18 protein-coding genes are annotated in these 14,796 nt (G+C 63.3%); 12 read left to right on the top strand and 6 right to left on the bottom strand.

The features are described from left to right. The first annotated feature begins 5 nt into the window (after positions 1 to 5). Entirely contained in the window at positions 6 to 1,013 is a 1,008-nt protein-coding gene (locus RR_RS04190; RefSeq protein WP_011222790.1) for an ornithine cyclodeaminase family protein, read from the top strand. 18 nt (positions 1,014 to 1,031) lie between these two features. Here the strand turns inward: RR_RS04190 and RR_RS04195 are convergent, their stop codons facing one another. From RR_RS04195 to srp19, 3 genes are all read right to left on the bottom strand, one after another. After that, the gene (locus RR_RS04195) at positions 1,032 to 2,063 is read right to left on the bottom strand and encodes a presenilin family intramembrane aspartyl protease PSH (RefSeq protein ID WP_011222791.1); all 1,032 of its coding nucleotides are present in this window, start codon (positions 2,061 to 2,063) and stop codon (positions 1,032 to 1,034) included. 74 nt (positions 2,064 to 2,137) lie between these two features. Continuing rightward, positions 2,138 to 2,365: an H/ACA ribonucleoprotein complex subunit GAR1 gene (locus RR_RS04200; protein WP_004963396.1), complete on the bottom strand. Its 228-nt coding sequence runs from the start codon at positions 2,363 to 2,365 to the stop codon at positions 2,138 to 2,140. After that, the gene (gene srp19, locus RR_RS04205; RefSeq protein WP_004963393.1) at positions 2,362 to 2,640 is read right to left on the bottom strand and encodes a signal recognition particle subunit SRP19; all 279 of its coding nucleotides are present in this window, start codon (positions 2,638 to 2,640) and stop codon (positions 2,362 to 2,364) included. The genes RR_RS04200 and srp19 overlap by 4 nt, the downstream gene beginning before the upstream one ends. Positions 2,641 to 2,762: 122 nt before the next feature. Here srp19 and RR_RS04210 point away from each other — a divergent pair, with 122 nt between their 5' ends. Continuing rightward, entirely contained in the window at positions 2,763 to 3,524 is a 762-nt protein-coding gene (locus tag RR_RS04210) for a CAP domain-containing protein (protein ID WP_011222793.1), read from the top strand. Between the two features lie 448 nt (positions 3,525 to 3,972). Here the strand turns inward: RR_RS04210 and coxB are convergent, their stop codons facing one another. Next, positions 3,973 to 4,734 carry a cytochrome c oxidase subunit II gene (coxB, locus tag RR_RS04215; RefSeq protein WP_004963388.1) on the bottom strand — a complete coding sequence of 254 codons (762 nt, stop codon included), beginning with the start codon at positions 4,732 to 4,734 and terminating at the stop codon, positions 3,973 to 3,975. A gap of 142 nt (positions 4,735 to 4,876) precedes the next feature. On the opposite strand from coxB, the gene RR_RS04220 reads away from it, so the two are divergent. The 5 genes from RR_RS04220 to RR_RS04240 all read left to right on the top strand — a co-directional run bounded on the left by RR_RS04220 (position 4,877) and on the right by RR_RS04240 (position 9,188). Next, positions 4,877 to 6,268 carry a heme o synthase gene (locus RR_RS04220; protein WP_011222794.1) on the top strand — a complete coding sequence of 464 codons (1,392 nt, stop codon included), beginning with the start codon at positions 4,877 to 4,879 and terminating at the stop codon, positions 6,266 to 6,268. Continuing rightward, a complete protein-coding gene (locus RR_RS04225; RefSeq protein WP_007188232.1) occupies positions 6,265 to 6,966 on the top strand; it encodes a DUF7546 family protein in 702 nt (233 codons plus the stop codon). The genes RR_RS04220 and RR_RS04225 overlap by 4 nt, the downstream gene beginning before the upstream one ends. A gap of 31 nt (positions 6,967 to 6,997) precedes the next feature. Continuing rightward, positions 6,998 to 7,237: an Rdx family protein gene (locus RR_RS04230; RefSeq protein ID WP_011222795.1), complete on the top strand. Its 240-nt coding sequence runs from the start codon at positions 6,998 to 7,000 to the stop codon at positions 7,235 to 7,237. A gap of 272 nt (positions 7,238 to 7,509) precedes the next feature. Continuing rightward, positions 7,510 to 8,451, top strand: a complete 942-nt coding sequence (locus RR_RS04235) for an ABC transporter ATP-binding protein (protein ID WP_004963377.1) — start codon at positions 7,510 to 7,512, stop codon at positions 8,449 to 8,451. Continuing rightward, complete coding sequence (locus tag RR_RS04240) at positions 8,448 to 9,188, top strand: ABC transporter permease (RefSeq protein WP_004963373.1); 741 nt, start codon at positions 8,448 to 8,450, stop codon at positions 9,186 to 9,188. The genes RR_RS04235 and RR_RS04240 overlap by 4 nt, the downstream gene beginning before the upstream one ends. Positions 9,189 to 9,206: 18 nt before the next feature. On the opposite strand, the gene RR_RS04245 is transcribed toward RR_RS04240, so the two are convergent. Next, positions 9,207 to 9,746 (bottom strand): protein-tyrosine phosphatase family protein, encoded by a 540-nt coding sequence (locus tag RR_RS04245; RefSeq protein ID WP_011222797.1) that lies wholly within the window; start codon positions 9,744 to 9,746, stop codon positions 9,207 to 9,209. Positions 9,747 to 9,907: 161 nt separating this feature from the next. On the opposite strand from RR_RS04245, the gene cofD reads away from it, so the two are divergent. The 5 genes from cofD to RR_RS04270 all read left to right on the top strand — a co-directional run bounded on the left by cofD (position 9,908) and on the right by RR_RS04270 (position 13,488). Then, positions 9,908 to 10,900, top strand: coding sequence for a 2-phospho-L-lactate transferase (gene cofD, locus RR_RS04250; RefSeq protein ID WP_007188235.1), 993 nt, complete (start codon positions 9,908 to 9,910; stop codon positions 10,898 to 10,900). Next, positions 10,900 to 11,646, top strand: a complete 747-nt coding sequence (locus tag RR_RS04255; RefSeq protein ID WP_007188236.1) for a tRNA-dihydrouridine synthase — start codon at positions 10,900 to 10,902, stop codon at positions 11,644 to 11,646. The genes cofD and RR_RS04255 overlap by 1 nt, the downstream gene beginning before the upstream one ends. Next, positions 11,619 to 12,482, top strand: a complete 864-nt coding sequence (locus RR_RS04260) for a triphosphoribosyl-dephospho-CoA synthase (protein WP_049938663.1) — start codon at positions 11,619 to 11,621, stop codon at positions 12,480 to 12,482. Before RR_RS04255 ends, RR_RS04260 begins: the two co-directional genes overlap by 28 nt. After that, complete coding sequence (locus tag RR_RS04265; protein ID WP_004963356.1) at positions 12,479 to 13,105, top strand: DUF447 domain-containing protein; 627 nt, start codon at positions 12,479 to 12,481, stop codon at positions 13,103 to 13,105. Before RR_RS04260 ends, RR_RS04265 begins: the two co-directional genes overlap by 4 nt. A gap of 191 nt (positions 13,106 to 13,296) precedes the next feature. Next, positions 13,297 to 13,488: a 30S ribosomal protein S17e gene (locus RR_RS04270; RefSeq protein ID WP_004516807.1), complete on the top strand. Its 192-nt coding sequence runs from the start codon at positions 13,297 to 13,299 to the stop codon at positions 13,486 to 13,488. 62 nt (positions 13,489 to 13,550) lie between these two features. Here the strand turns inward: RR_RS04270 and RR_RS04275 are convergent, their stop codons facing one another. After that, positions 13,551 to 14,612 (bottom strand): Mrp/NBP35 family ATP-binding protein, encoded by a 1,062-nt coding sequence (locus tag RR_RS04275; RefSeq protein WP_011222799.1) that lies wholly within the window; start codon positions 14,610 to 14,612, stop codon positions 13,551 to 13,553. Positions 14,613 to 14,796 lie beyond the last annotated feature (184 nt).

Consider the following 14,796-nt stretch of genomic DNA (forward strand, 5'->3'; position numbering starts at 1 on the left):
GGAGTATGACAACAGATGCGACAGCGCTGTTCTTGCAGAGTGACGAGGTCGCTGACCTCGCTGAACCCGCCGAGTACGTTGACGCCGTCCGGGAGGGGTATCGCCAGCGTGGCGAGGGGGCCCCGGCGACTCCCAGAACAACGCTGTTTTCGGACGAGCCTGCGGGCATGTTGACGGGCTATCTCGCGATTCTCCCCGACACCGGCGCGATGGGTGGATACACCTACGCAGCCGGTTTTAGCGGACGGGACGCACACTTCACGCTCCCGATTTTTGACGCCGACAGCGGCGACCCGCTCGCTGTCCTCGACGGTGCGAGCATGAACCCTCACAAGACTGGCGCGGCCGGGGCTGTCGGTGTCGACGCACTGGCTCGCCGTGACGCCAGCGACCTCGCAATCATCGGCAGCGGCGCACAGGCCCGCGGCCAGGTCCGTGCCACGGCGACGGTCCGTGATTTCGACCGCATTGAGGTGTACTCGCCGACAGCCGACAACCGGGAGTCTTTCGCTGCGGAGATGAACGACGCGCTGGACCCGACAGTCGCAGCCGTCGCGTCCCCGGCCGCAGCAATCGAAGGGGCCGATGTCGTTATCACGGCGACTAGCGCGAGCGAACCGGTGTTCGACGGTGACCTGCTCGAACCGGGCACCCACGTGACCGCGATGGGCCAGTACCATCCCGAGAAGAACGAGCTAGACGCGACGACAATCGAACGCGCCACGTACGTTCCGGACCTGCGCGAGCGGGTGACACAGGACGCCGGGTCGTTCATCAACGCCCTCGATGCGGGCGTCGTCGATGAGGACCACGTCCACGCGGAACTGGGTGATATTGTCGCTGGAAACGCCTCCGGGCGGCAGTCTCCCGAGGAGATTACAGTCTTTGACTCCGGCGGCACAGCCATCGAAACCGTCGCTGCGGGCCATATGCTGTACGAACGGGCGAAGGCAGACGGTCGCGGCGAGGAGATCGACTTCGCGCCCGCGAGCAAAGCCCTGACCGGCCGATAGCTGTCGCGAGAACGCAGTTTAGAGGTACGGACCGAGACCGAGGGCGTCGACCAGACTGATGCCCGCGGCGAGTGCACCGACGATGTAGCCGGCGATGGTCCCACCGTTTAAAAGCGGAAGTCCTGCGTGCGCGCGTCCCTTCAGCACCATCCAGAGCAGTATGGTCAGGCCGACGTAGGATCCGACCATCGCGGTCAGCGCTGGCAACGGAACGCCGAACACTGACAGTACGTCCGATGAGGCGAAGAACGCGGCGCTGGCGACGAGTATCGACGGAATAATCGCGTCACCGAGGCCGATAAACAGTGCGTCGCGCTCCAGTGGGTCGGCGTGAACGTCGTCACTTTCGTCCGCTTCGCCAGTGCCCGTCGTCGCCTCAGTGTCGTCGTTCGCCGCCGCCGAGTCATCGCTCGTCTCGTCTTCCGCTGTTGGGTTCGGCGTCGTCGCGTCGAGATAAGAGTACGACAGCGTCATCGGAATCACGAGGACGACAGGGACCCTGAGATCCATCACACCGGAGGCCAGCGTGAGCATATGTTCGGTCCCGTAGACACTGATCGCATCGTATACTGCGAGCACAGTCAACAGGACGAGCGCTGGCAATACGCCGAAACTGATACCGAACAGGCCGGCAGCGGCAGCCCCCATCACCGCACCGGCGCTGTCGATGACGTACCACTCGGGATAGACCAGCAGCGCCGTCCCCAGACCCAGCGCTAACAGGACGGCGCCGACGTTGAGGCCGGCGTACGTGAACACCGGCGGCACAAGTACCTGAAACACGTACAGAGAGAGCCAGGCCGCCGAGAAGACGATGAGCCCGCGAATGAGCTGATCGACATCGTAGCGGAAGGCAAGCAACATAACTGCCGTGGCAACCAGAATCGCCCCGATGTACATGAGGCTGTTCGTGGGGTCAGACGGGTCCTCGACAGCCTGGTAGCCAGCCGATTCGAAGGGCTGGACCAGCGCTAGCGCGCCGAGTTGGACGAACAGGAAGATACCAGCGATAAGGCCACAGCCGCCGAGGATTCGCCACCGTCGCTCCATGCACACACGTCCTGCAGGAACCGGTTTGAGCGTTACGAAGCAGGTGCGGACAGGCCTCGGCGGTTGGCGGGCTGTTACCGCGCGTAGAGGACCGCACCGACCAGCGCTGGGAGATGCACGGTGTCGCTCGGCGAGACTGCGAGGTACGGGCGCTCGACCGGACCGAACACGTCGACGACGGAGCCAACCGTCTGGAGCTCCTCGTCGACCACGGTGGTTCCCACTGACGCGTACTCGTCGTCAGGTGCCCGGACGACGGCCAGTCCCTGTGCGACCCGCGAGACAGTGCCGATGCGTTTCATTCACGGAGCGCCTGCATGTAGGCCGCTACGGCCCCGAGCAGGTCGCTTTTCGTCGCATCGTCTGCGTCCTTGACGACGACTCGCCCGCGGCCTTCGTACTCGCGTGGATACGTCTTGTCCCGTTCGATGACCGCGTCGTAACCGACCTGCTGGACGGCTTTGGCGATCTCGTCGACAGTCGGGTTCTCGACGGCTAGATCCAGTGACACACGACGCCCGTCGCTTCGCGAACGGTTGGCGTCGAGCGCCGCCGGCCAGATAACGTTCTCGACCATACCGGCAGTGGCCGCCCGTGGCATATATGGGTTATCGTCACCGTCGACAGTCGGGAACATGAAAATCAGATTAAGTATATGAAGAATCAAGCTTACATACCTCTGTAATCTATCCGTCGTATATGGTAAAGAAAGGGTTACTCGCTATCGCCGCTGTGGTGCTCCTCGTGGTCTTGGGGACGGGAGTGCTTGTCGGAGCACAGTTCGCAGGCGGGACAGCGGATACGACGACACAGACAACCGATTCACAGAGCGGCGATGGCGGCGGTAATGACGATAGTTCAACGGCGACGGCGACAGCGGGCAATAGTACGACGCCGACACCAACGGCGGAAACAAACGGAACAGCGACCCCGCAGCAGGAGTCGATTCCGGCGCGTGAGTTCAACGAACAGAACGTCTCGGACTACGTCCGGCAGTTCCTTAACGAGGAACGCGAGGCCGCGGGTGTTCCGCCGTTCGAATCGGGACTTCGGACAGAAGAAGGCCTCAACGAGATGGCAAAAAGTCACAGTGAACAGATGGCCATCGAAGGGAAGGCGATTCACAAGATCGACGGCGTCTCCAGTAAGGACCGATACGAAGACACCGGCCTCTACGACCGGTGTACGTTCGAATCTGCAGAAGGCGAGTACATCGAGCAACCGGACCGAAACCGATTCGAAGCGGTTGAGAAGACAGTCGCCGGACAACCATATGAGGAGGGCGGCGAGGAGCGATTCCACGCCACCGACAAGGAAGTCGCCAGAAAAATTGTGGATGACTGGATGGCGTGGCCGGACTACCGCGAACGACTTACGCTCCGCAACGCCAATATCGTCGGCATCGGCGTGGAGATCACTGACACTGGCAACGTGTACGCGACTGCCAACATCTGCGGCTAACGGTAGCGGGCCGGCTCCAGCCGTCGTTCCATCAGCCAACTGCTTGCGAGCGTCGTCGTCTCTGCTATATTCTGTGGTATTTAGCGCTTAGCGCGCCGACTGTCTGGACAAGCGCTCGTCACTATCGGCCCCGATAGGTGACAGACCGGCTTTCAGTCTGTTCTGAGACTGTGCTGAATTGCTGGCAAATGCAATGGTGTCGCACATACCATTCACAATCCTCCAGACTCTGCTGGCTGTGACGAGCCGTGATAGCTTCGGAGGGCAGCGTCGTAGCGTAGCTGACTCACAACACCTCGCTTGTACGCGTCGACTCAGAACCTTCCTGAACGGTCCTTATCGTCGAGCCTCTAGAGCGAGAACTGAAGCTGTACTAGTTGGCTCATTGCAATACGATACGAACTGAATCGTCAGCCAGCGTGGAAAAAAGAACGTGTCAGCGTCCGCGCTACTCGCTGCTGCCTTCGGAGTCGCCGCCGCTTTTCTGCTCTGCCAGCCAGTCCTCGTACTCGTCCTGCGGGACGACCTCGACGGTCCCGAGCATCTGTGAGTGGCCAGAGCCACAGTACTCGGCACAGTAGAGCTGGTACGTGCCGGTGTTACCCGCGTTGGTTCGGAGGCGGTTGTACTGGCCGGGGAACGCGTCGGATTTCAGTCCGAGTCCGGGCACGTGGAATGCGTGCAGCCAGTCCCTTGATGTCACGCGGAAGGCTACGTCTTGATTGGCCGGTATCTTCAGGTCCGTTCGAGTGGTTACTTCTGCCTGCCCGTCCCAACTCGATTCGTTGTAGTAGAACGTCCAGCCGTATCGCTGGGCTTCGACGGTAATGAGTTCAGTGTCCTGTTCCTGCAGGGCGGCCTGGTCACCGGCCTCGGCGGTGACGTACGGGCTCGCCATTACCTGGTAAGAGGCGACGCCGACAAACAGGAGAATAATCGCCGTCGCGATAGTCCAGGTCACTTCGAGTCGACGGTTCTCCTGCGTGGGGAGTGCCTCTTCCTGATTACGGAACCGCCAGACGGTGTAGATCAGAATCCCTTCGACGAGGACCGTAATCGGGATAGCGACGTACAGGAGGTTCATGTTTAGCCCCCAGATGAGGCTATCCGTCGTCGAGTCCTGAATCTGTGCGGCGGCGGCCGGCTCGACGGCGAGCGCGAGCAGCGCAGCACCGAACAGAGCGACCAGGCCGGCGCGTTTCCGGGTCATGAATGCGGCTTAGGATTTCGGGGATAAATAACTGCTGTCTTCGCCACAGGCCCCCGATTTGCAGCGATAGGACAGCAGAACCGTTCCGGATAGAGACAGCGGAATCGCGGGGTCTAAGTGGCCTCCATCGAAGGTTACAACAATGGCAGAGAGCCGGACCTTCACCGGGCTGCTCGCCGCGACCGCTGTTGGCGTGTACTTGCTAGTCCTCGCCGGCGCGACAACAACGCTCACGGATGCGGCAGCAGCCTGTACTACCTGGCCGCTGTGTGACGGACCGGTCGACGTGACGAACACGGCCCTGCTGGTCGCCTGGGGGCATCGACTCGTCGCCGCCGCCGTTGGACTCCTCGTGGTGGCTATGGCCGTCGTCGGGCTCCGATCCGGCTGTCGCGGCCGTGTCAAAGCAGCTATCATTATTGGGGCTGTGCTGTATCCGGTCCAGATAGCGCTCGGCGCTATCGTTGCGACGAGTGCCGAGACAGCTCTTCCCGGCGCCCACCTCGCGCTGGGGATGGGCATCTTCGGCTCATTCGTGCTGGCCCTGGCGTGGCACCTCGAAGCTGAGACGGGGAGTGATGACGAAACCCCGGTAAAGAATCCGACGCCTGCACCAGAACCGGCCGGAGACGACACCCCCGACCGGACCCCAGCGCTTACGTTCCGCGAACGGCTCGTCGGGACCGCGTCAGCGTACTTCCGCCTGATGAAACCCCGGCTCATGTGGCTCCTGTGTCTAGTCGCCGCAGCCGGGATGGCACTCGCCGCCGGGCAGACGCTCACTGTCCGGACGGTGCTGCTTACCCTCGGGGGCGGCGTCCTCTCTATCGGCGCATCGGGGACGTTCAACCACGTCCTTGAACGTGATATCGACAAGCGGATGGACCGGACCTCGGACCGTCCCATCGCAACCCACCAGATTCCGGTCCGGAATGCGCTGGCCTTCGGCCTGCTGCTTTCGTTTGCGTCACTCTGGCTGTTCTGGCAGGTGAACGCACTCGTAGCGGTCCTCGGGCTGACTGCGATTGTGTTCTACAGCGTCATCTACACGCTCGTGTTGAAGCCCAACACCGTCCAGAACACTGTCCTCGGCGGGGCCGCTGGCGCACTACCGGCGCTTATTGGCTGGGTCGCCGCCGACGGGTCGGTCGGCCTCCCGGGCGTCGTCCTTGCCGTCATCATCTTCCTCTGGACGCCGGCACACTTCTATAATCTCGCGCTCGCGTACAAGGACGACTACGAGGCGGGCGGCTTCCCGATGATGCCGGTCGTCCGTGGTGAAACGGAGACGCGCAAGCACATCGTCTACTACCTCGGAGCGACACTCATCGCTTCGGGTATTCTGGGCGTGCTCACGCCGCTTGGGTGGCTGTACGCCGTCACGTCGGTGTTGCTGGGTGCGGTGTTCCTCTGGGCTGTCGTCTTGCTCCACCGCGAACAGACCGAAGCGGCGGCGTTCCGGGCGTTCCACGCGTCGAACGCATACCTTGGAGCGGTCCTGATTGCCATCGTCGTCGACGCACTGGCACTATGAGCACCACGACAGCGACTCTCAGAGACGCGATACCAGACACGCGCTCGCTGGTAACCTGGGCAGCCGTATTGAACGCAGAGTTCATCCTTATTTTGGGCTACGTCGTCAACACGGCCCAGCCCGCAACGGACCCGTTTCTGCTGGTGTTCCCGTTCATCTGGCTCAACATCGCGGGTCTCGTTGCCCTGCGAGTGCGACCGGAACTGCCCAGCCGCCGTCGGACGATCGGCAGTGTGGTTATCGCTCTCGGCTATCTGCTTGTGTTGGGGTACGTCGGCGGCGTGTACGGCACGGGCGGTCAGGGAACTGGTCTCCGGCTAGTCACGCAGGCCCCGCCCGGGTTCTCGCCGACGGTCGTGTTCAGCGGCGCGACCCTGAGCGTAGTGCTCATCCCGTGGAAGGTCGCCGGCTATCTGGCGCTCTCGTATCTGGTGTTCGTGACTGCTGTCGATGCGAGCGGCGGCGCGGTGGGCGGCATTGTCGGTCTCTTTTCATGTGTCTCCTGTGTCCTCCCGATTCTTGCGTCGATACTGGGCGGGTTCGTGGGTGTCGGGGCAACGCTATCACAGGCGGCCCTGTCCCAGTCATACGGGCTCTCGACGGTGGTGTTTGTCACCTCGGTTGGACTGTTGTACGGCGTCCATCGGTTCGACGTGACGCTCGTCGGTCGGCTCCAAGCACTGGTCGACCGGCCATAGCGCTTTCAGGCTGACAGGCGTAAAGTCGAGTATGAGTCACGTCGAAATCGAATACTGTGTCCCATGTGGGTTTCGTGAGCGAGCAGTACACGTCCAGCAGGCGATTTTATCCGGACTGGAGCGGGAACTTGACAGCGTCCGACTGGTCATGGGTGACCACGGCGTGTTCAGGGTTAGTGTGGACGACGAGACTGTCTACGACAAGGCCGAGGCCGCCGACGAACTCAACGCAGACGCTATCGTGCGCGAGATCCGGTCGCACGTCAGGTAGCAGGCCGCAGTGCTACGGTTACCCGAACACTGTGGCGAAGCTACCCTCGGTTTGTGACGGCCTACTGCACAACAAACTATTTATTGTTCTGGTGTGACACTTTCGGCAAATGGCGACGAAAACCGAATTCTGTGACCACTGTGAAGACACCCAACCAGTCGTCACGGACAAGCCGTGGCTTCCGGCCGTCTGTCTGAGATGTGGCCGTAACGTGTAACCGATAGTCGCGCGAGAACGGAACTGCTTTCGGCCACCCGACCGGACGAAGGCGCATGGACGAGGTACTGGTCGCATCAGATGTCGGGCGGCGCTACGGCGATACGGTCGCACTTGACGGCGTTTCGCTGACGGCGACCACCGGAGAGGTGCTCGCGCTGGTCGGTCCCAACGGGGCTGGCAAGACGACGCTGGTGCGGGCGTTGACCGGAACGACAGATGCGACTGGCGAGGTAACCCTGTTCGGCCAATCGCCCAGAACGGTCGCTCGCGACCGAATCGGTCTCCTGCCCCAGTCGTTTGCGCCCCACGAGCGACTGACGGCACGGGAACTGCTCGAGTACTACGCCGGTCTGTACGACGACACTCGCGATGTTGAGGCTGTTCTCGACGATGTTGGGCTGGCCGACACTGCCAGCACAACGTACGAGAATCTCTCGGGTGGGCAGCAGCGGCGGACCTGCGTTGCGACGGCGCTGATTAACGACCCGGACCTTCTCGTGCTGGACGAACCGACGACCGGTATCGACCCGGCTGGTCGGCGTGACCTCTGGCGATTGCTGGAGGGACTTGCTGACCGCGGCGTAACGATTCTGGTCACGACACACTATATGGAGGAAGCCCAGCGTCTCGCAGACCGCGTCGGCCTCCTCGCCGACGGGACGCTCATCGCACTCGACTCCCCGGACCAGCTCGTGGCCGAACACGGCGGCGACAGCCAGCTCATCGTGGACGGGTCCTTCGACGAAGCTGCCGTCTCAGCCATCGACTACCCGGCGGAGACGGCGCTTCGGAACGGCCGGCTGGTCGTCTACGGCATCCGGCCGGAGTCTATCGGCAACATCACTGAGCAACTGGGGCAGGCCGGCATCGAGTACGACAGCCTGACCTGGAAACAGCCGGACCTGGAGGATGTGTACCTCGAACTCACCGGGACGGCTGTCGGCCAGCGCGGTGAACCACAACAGACGGAGCCGGTCGCGGGTGGTGCCCAATGAGCCGGCTGGGGCGACTCACAGCGGAGACGCGCGCGGCGTCGCTGGCCTTCCTCCGGCGACGGACAGCCGTCTTCTTCACCTTCTTCTTCCCGGTCATCATTGTCGTCATCTTCGGCGTGCTAGTCCAGACCCAGCCGGGCGGCGGCGGGCTGTTCACGGAGCCCCCGAGCTTCTACGCACCGGGCTATCTGGCCGTCGTTGTCTTGTTTACGCCGCTCTCCCGTGTCGGGAGCGAGGTGGCGCGACACCGGGATGGAAACCGCTTCGAGAAACTGGCGACGACACCGCTGACCCGGACTGAGTGGCTACTGGCGCAGACGCTCGTCAACGTCGTCATCATCGGCATCGCCGGTCTCCTGATCCTGGGTCTGATGGTGTGGCTCACCGGCGCGACAATCCGCCCGTCAGGGCTGTTGCTCCCCTTTGTCGGCCTCGGCGTCGCGCTGTTCTGTGCTGTCGGGGCGATGCTAGGCAGTCTCGCGGACTCACAGGACGGCGTCATCGCGGCGAGCAACGGCCTCGCGCTCCCGCTGCTCTTTCTCTCGGAGACGTTCGTCCCACAGACACTTCTGCCCGCGTGGCTGCCGACGTGGCTCTCGCCGCTGACATACTTTTCGCGTGGCGTCCGTGCGGCGACGACCGGCACTGGTGATGCGCTCGGCCCACTGGCTGTCCTCACAGTCTGTGCCGTCGTCGGTTTTGCGATCGGTGCGCGGCTGCTCCCACGGACGGACTGAGCGCCGACGGAAAGTTTTCTACAGGCGCGCGACTGACGACAGCAGGTCGGACAGCTCCGCTTCAGTCGCGTTCCCCGCTTCGATAGCGTCTCTGGGGTCACGACCCATCTCCTGCACGGTCTCGATGGCGTGGTCGGGGCCGTAGTCGTAATGATACACCAGCCACGCGGCGAGCACCTGTCCGGTGCGGCCGATGCCGGCCAGGCAATGAACGACGACCCGCTCTTCTGTCTCACAGGCGTCAACCAGGAACGGCAGGATATCGTCGTGGAGGCGGTCTTGGGCGATAAGTCGGTGGTCGGGAACCGGTACGTGGCGGACTGATGACGCTCCGAAGGCCTCCCGATAACGCCGGAGGTTGGCCCCAGCGTCGTCGAGCTGTTGCCCGGGAAGCAGACAGCAGACCCGTTCGATGTCGTGTGCCTGCATATGTGCGATCCAATCATCGAGCGCGTCCTGATGCGTGGCGGCCGTATGCCAGCCCGGCGCACAGGACCCGTAGACGTACTCTTCGTTGGAGGCTGCAGGCGCGAAGCGGTGTGGATTCACGATGGGCATAGCACCCGTTACCCTGCCTATCCTACCGATACCCTTCACTCTACCCACCCAGTTCTCAGCTGTGATTCTCTGAATAGAACACTGTCTCCGCCAGACTGCTTTCCAGCTCTGACCAGTTTCAGTGGCCACGTTTATACTGTCAGTTCCCCCTACGTCGAGACATGGTGACGTTTCTTGCCGGCGGGACGGGAACGCCGAAGCTCCTCGCCGGTGCCGACGACGTGTTTTCGCCGGCGGCGACGACTGTCGTCGCCAACACCGGCGACGATATCGAACTGGGAGGCCATCTCGTGTGCCCGGACCTCGACACCGTGCTGTTTCTGGACGGGGAGGTCCTCGACCGGGAGACGTGGTGGGGTATCGCCGACGACACCGCCGAGACACACACGGAACTGACACGGCTTGCCGATGCCGCCGGGCTTGACGGCGGACCACGATACCTTCCCGACGATGCGCAGACTGCGGGGCGAGACATCGCACGTTGGCGGCGCTTCTCCGGTGTCGCGGAGTTCATGCACATCGGCGACCGGGACCGCGCAGTTCACGTCACGCGCACCTCGCTGCTTGACGAGGGCCGATCACTGACAGCCGTGACGCGGACGCTCGCCGATGCATTCGGGCTGGAACGAACGCTGTTACCGATGAGCGATGACCCCGTCGCTTCAATTATCCACACGCCGAGCGGTCCGATGCACTTTCAGGAGTGGTGGGTCGGTCGGAACGGGGAGCCACCGGTCGAAGATGTTGAGTTCAGGGGCGCAGAACGGGCCAGCGCGACGGACGCCGTCCTGACCGCACTCGACGATACTGTTGTCATCGGTCCGTCGAACCCTGTGACTTCGCTCGGGCCGATGCTTGCCATCGACGACATCCAACGGGCACTACACGAGACAACGGTCGTCGCCGTCTCGCCGTTCATTGAGGACACGGTGTTCTCGGGGCCGGCGGCGGACCTAATGGCCGGTGTGGGGCTGGAGCCAAGCACTGCCGGCGTGGCTGAGGCCTACCCCTTCGCTGATTCGTTCGTGCTGGACGAGGAGGATTCGACGCCACTTGACGTGCCGGTTGTCCGAACCGACACGACCCTCAACGATGCGGCTGACGCTGAACGGGTGAACCGTGCCGTCGAAACAGCCCTCTCGGAGGTGGCCTGATGTTCGAACCGCGCGTCGCCCTCGCAAGTCTCAGCGGTGAGGCTGACGCCTCGTGGGCCCGTGCGGTCGAGTCTCACGTCGGGTGTGCGTTCCTCGGCGGTATTGCGCTCGACGACCGGACCCGCGAGGCCGCCCGAGCGATGACGGACCGCGACCGCTCCGAGTTCCTGCCCGACGACCCGGTCGCGTTCGTTGACGACCAGTTGGCTGCGCTTGCGGACGCACCGCTATGCCCGGCGTTCAACGTCCGGAGCGCGACGCTTGGCCCTGTCGAGCGTGCCGCCGCCGTCTGTCAGCGCCACGACGCTATCATCGAAATCAACGCTCACTGCCGGCAGGACGAGATGTGCGCTGCGGGTGCCGGGGAGTCGCTGCTTCGGGAGCCGGACCGACTGGCGGCGTTCGTGGAAGCAGCAGCGTCGACAGGGGCGACTGTTTCGGTGAAGGGGCGTGCTGAACTCGACGGCGTCTCGCTCCCGGCCGTTGCACAGGCCATCGAAGACGCCGGTGGTGATGTATTCCACGTCGACGCGATGGACTCGGAGTCAGTCATCGCCGACGTGGCCGACGCCACCGACCTGTTCGTCGTGGCGAACAACGGCGTTCGCGGGACGGCGACCACACGGGAGTATCTCTCGTATGGCGCTGACGCCGTCAGCGTCGGTCGTGCAAGCGACAAGCCGGAAACACTCGATACGGTCCGGGAAGCGACAGTAGAGTGGTTCGCCTCGGAGGTGTCACCGTGAGCGAGCGGTCGGTTGCACAGAACGCGCAGTTGGCGTTGCTGCTGGAAGTCACTGGGACGCCGAAACCCGGCAACGTCGACCGCAAACGGGAGTACGACGACCTCCGGTTCGAGCACTTCATGGCCGGCGCTGTGGGCGCACGGAGGGGGCTTGACCGCGCGGCCGCGGGCGACCCTCTCGGTCCTGCGTTCGAGACCGCCGTCGAGGGGATGGCCGGCCAATCCGGTGGGAACACCCAGTTCGGGGCGCTGTTGGTGCTCACACCGCTGGCGGCCGCGGCGAGTGATGGCCGACTGTCGCCTTCCGGTGTCGATGCCGTGGTTCGTGGAACGACGGTCGAAGACGCCGCGGCGTTCTACCGCGCCTTCGAGCACGTCGATGTGGCTGTCGACGACCCGCCAGACGGGCTGGAACCGCTCGATGTCCGCCGCGGGAGTGACGCAATTCCGGAACTCCGGGCGCGCGAGACGACGCTGTTCGACGTGATGGAGTCTAGCGCCGATATCGACGGCGTAGCTGCGGAGTGGGTCTCCGGCTTCGAACGCGTGTTCAAGGCCAGCGAGTGGTTACTGGATGGGTCTGGCCCGGTCGCTGACCGCGCGTCCGAGGTCTTCCTCGAACTCCTTGCGGCGGAGCCGGACACCTTTGTCGCCACGCGACAGGACCGCGAAACCGCTGTGGAAGTTCAAGAGCGGGCACAGGCCGTTCTCGACGGTGCGGAAACCGCAACCGGTCTCGCTGAGGAGTTCGTCAGGCGCGATATCAATCCCGGAACGACTGCCGACCTCGTTTCGGGGTCGCTGTTCGCCGCGCTCGAACGGGGGCTCGAAGTATGACCGGTGGCCCTTCGGCAGACAATGGTCCGGAATCCGGTGATTCCGAGACACAGTGGCCTGTCACGCTCGCTGGCGTCTCCGAGACAGTCGTCACCACGCTGGGGCCGAACGAGCGCTGGAACGTCGCTGCACTTGGTGTCCATGCACCGGATGGTGATGGGCCGGCCACGGCGACAACGTGGGGCCGGACCCGGACCTGGCGGAACTTTCGGGAGCGTGGTAGCGGCTACGTCCAGTTCACGCGCGACCCGGTTGACTTCGCCGAGGCGGCGCTGTCGGTCCGCGAGGAAGACGACCCTGTTATCGACAGCGCGGACGCTTGGGTAACGGTCGATGTCGAACGGCGTGACTCCGGGAATGAGGGGGACACGCAGTGGGTCGAGTGGGCGCTCAACCCCGTCGACAGCACCGTCGAGCGCCGGGTCGTTCCGACGACGAACCGTGGCCACGCCGCCGTCGTCGAAGCGACTGTCGCAGCCTCGCGGCTGGATGTGCCGAGCTACGACCGTGAAACGCTGCTGGACCGTCTCGCGTACTTCGAGTCAGTGGTTGAAACGGCTGGCGGTGAGCGCGAGCGGGCGGCCTTCGAGCGAGTGTGTGACCTGGTCGACGCCGACTGGTAGGGTACTCAGCACAGAATCTGGGGCAAGCAGGCGACACACGACGGCCCGAGACAGGCTGTGTCGCACTCCTGCGGGACCTGCCACGGCGGCGATCAGCGCATAGCTTTGGGTCGTCCCGCCCCTACTGATAAACATTCGCGTGCGTGGTCCGTTCCGAACCCTTTTTGAGTGCGACCAAGCAAGTAGCGCGCATGGCAATCAAACCCGCCTACGTCAAGAAGACCGGGACGCTCCTCATGGAGCGATACCCTGACGCCTTCGGTGCAGACTTCGAACACAACAAAGACGTCGTCGAGGAACTGACCAACATCGAATCCAAGGGTGTCCGCAACCGCATCGCCGGCTACGTCACCCGGAAGATGAACAACCCGGTCGAAGCGTAACTCGGTTCTTTCTCTCTGTCTCCCGCGGCACGTGAGCTACTGCTTTCTTCAGTCACAGCCCGCTACTGTTCGGGCTGGGCACGCTGGCTGTCGCTCTGGCGCTTCCGGTGGATGATGCCCTGCATGTTGGCGGTGCGGGCGGCGATGTCGCGGAACGATTCGCCAACGTCGCTGTCCTCGTCGAGCACGAGCGGTTCGCCAGTGGCACCGCCTTCTCTGACTTCGGGGTCGAGCGGAATCTCGCCGAGGAACGGCATCTCCGTCTCGTCGGCGAACTCGCGGCCGCCGCCGCTGCCGAAGATGTCGTGTGTGCCGCCACAGTCCGGACAGACGAACGACGACATGTTCTCGACGATGCCAAGCACTGGCGTCTCGTGGCGACCGAACATCCGGAGCCCCTTTCGGGCATCGTCAAGAGCGACTTCCTCCGGCGTGGTGACGATGACGGCCCCGGAGACGGGCACCTGCTGGAGCATCGTCAGCTGCGTGTCGCCGGTCCCCGGCGGCAGGTCCACGACCATGTAGTCGAGTTCGCCCCAGAGCACATCATCCCACAGTTGCGTGAGGACGTTGTCGACCATCGGGCCGCGGAAGATAACTGGGTCGTCCTTGCCGACGAGGAAATCCATGCTCATCAGCCGCATTCCGTGTTTCTCGACGGGAATTATCTCTTCGTCTTCTGTCGCCTGTGGCTGCTCGTCAGCGTCGAGCATCCGCGGAACGTTCGGCCCGTACACGTCAGCATCGAACAGGCCGACGCGAGCACCGAGCCGTGAGAGGCCGGCGGCGAGGTTCACCGCAACGGTTGACTTGCCGACCCCGCCTTTCCCCGAAGCGACTGCGATGACGTTCTTGACTTTCGGCAGTGGGTCTTCCGCTTCCGGGACGCCGCGGTCGACGCTCGCCGAGAGGTCGATCTCGCGGTCAAGGTCGCCTAGCGCCTCGCGGACCTCGTTCGCGATACCCGTCTCCGTTGGCGAGTACGGCGCACCGAGCGCCAGGTCGATGCTGACCTCGTCGTCGGTCACGTCAATGCTGTTGATAAGCCCGAGCGAGACAATGTCGTCTCCAAGGTCCGGGTCCTCGACCATTCGCAGGCGCTCGCGTACGTCGTCTATATTCATGCACACGGGTAGGTTCTGGAGATGCGATAAGGATTGTGACACTGCCGAACACGGCAGCAATCGATCGGACGACGCAGCGATGCGCCGGCATCGTTCGACGTAGCGATGTGTCGGCCTTATGTCGTTCAGACTAATTAGTACCTTCGCGTACGCAGGCGAACGAGATGGAGAAAGCAAGATTGAG

The organism is Haloarcula marismortui ATCC 43049, assembly GCF_000011085.1.
Classification (GTDB): Archaea; Halobacteriota; Halobacteria; order Halobacteriales; family Haloarculaceae; genus Haloarcula; species Haloarcula marismortui.

What these genes read in the sequence shown, in the direction of transcription:
- RR_RS04190 (WP_011222790.1), top strand. Translation starts at nt 6, where the DNA reads ATGACAACAGATGCGACAGCGCTGTTCTTGCAGAGTGACGAGGTCGCT.
- RR_RS04195 (WP_011222791.1), bottom strand. Translation starts at nt 2,063, where the DNA reads ATGGAGCGACGGTGGCGAATCCTCGGCGGCTGTGGCCTTATCGCTGGT.
- RR_RS04200 (WP_004963396.1), bottom strand. Translation starts at nt 2,365, where the DNA reads ATGAAACGCATCGGCACTGTCTCGCGGGTCGCACAGGGACTGGCCGTC.
- srp19 (WP_004963393.1), bottom strand. Translation starts at nt 2,640, where the DNA reads ATGGTCGAGAACGTTATCTGGCCGGCGGCGCTCGACGCCAACCGTTCG.
- RR_RS04210 (WP_011222793.1), top strand. Translation starts at nt 2,763, where the DNA reads ATGGTAAAGAAAGGGTTACTCGCTATCGCCGCTGTGGTGCTCCTCGTG.
- coxB (WP_004963388.1), bottom strand. Translation starts at nt 4,734, where the DNA reads ATGACCCGGAAACGCGCCGGCCTGGTCGCTCTGTTCGGTGCTGCGCTG.
- RR_RS04220 (WP_011222794.1), top strand. Translation starts at nt 4,877, where the DNA reads ATGGCAGAGAGCCGGACCTTCACCGGGCTGCTCGCCGCGACCGCTGTT.
- RR_RS04225 (WP_007188232.1), top strand. Translation starts at nt 6,265, where the DNA reads ATGAGCACCACGACAGCGACTCTCAGAGACGCGATACCAGACACGCGC.
- RR_RS04230 (WP_011222795.1), top strand. Translation starts at nt 6,998, where the DNA reads ATGAGTCACGTCGAAATCGAATACTGTGTCCCATGTGGGTTTCGTGAG.
- RR_RS04235 (WP_004963377.1), top strand. Translation starts at nt 7,510, where the DNA reads ATGGACGAGGTACTGGTCGCATCAGATGTCGGGCGGCGCTACGGCGAT.
- RR_RS04240 (WP_004963373.1), top strand. Translation starts at nt 8,448, where the DNA reads ATGAGCCGGCTGGGGCGACTCACAGCGGAGACGCGCGCGGCGTCGCTG.
- RR_RS04245 (WP_011222797.1), bottom strand. Translation starts at nt 9,746, where the DNA reads ATGCCCATCGTGAATCCACACCGCTTCGCGCCTGCAGCCTCCAACGAA.
- cofD (WP_007188235.1), top strand. Translation starts at nt 9,908, where the DNA reads ATGGTGACGTTTCTTGCCGGCGGGACGGGAACGCCGAAGCTCCTCGCC.
- RR_RS04255 (WP_007188236.1), top strand. Translation starts at nt 10,900, where the DNA reads ATGTTCGAACCGCGCGTCGCCCTCGCAAGTCTCAGCGGTGAGGCTGAC.
- RR_RS04265 (WP_004963356.1), top strand. Translation starts at nt 12,479, where the DNA reads ATGACCGGTGGCCCTTCGGCAGACAATGGTCCGGAATCCGGTGATTCC.
- RR_RS04270 (WP_004516807.1), top strand. Translation starts at nt 13,297, where the DNA reads ATGGCAATCAAACCCGCCTACGTCAAGAAGACCGGGACGCTCCTCATG.
- RR_RS04275 (WP_011222799.1), bottom strand. Translation starts at nt 14,612, where the DNA reads ATGAATATAGACGACGTACGCGAGCGCCTGCGAATGGTCGAGGACCCG.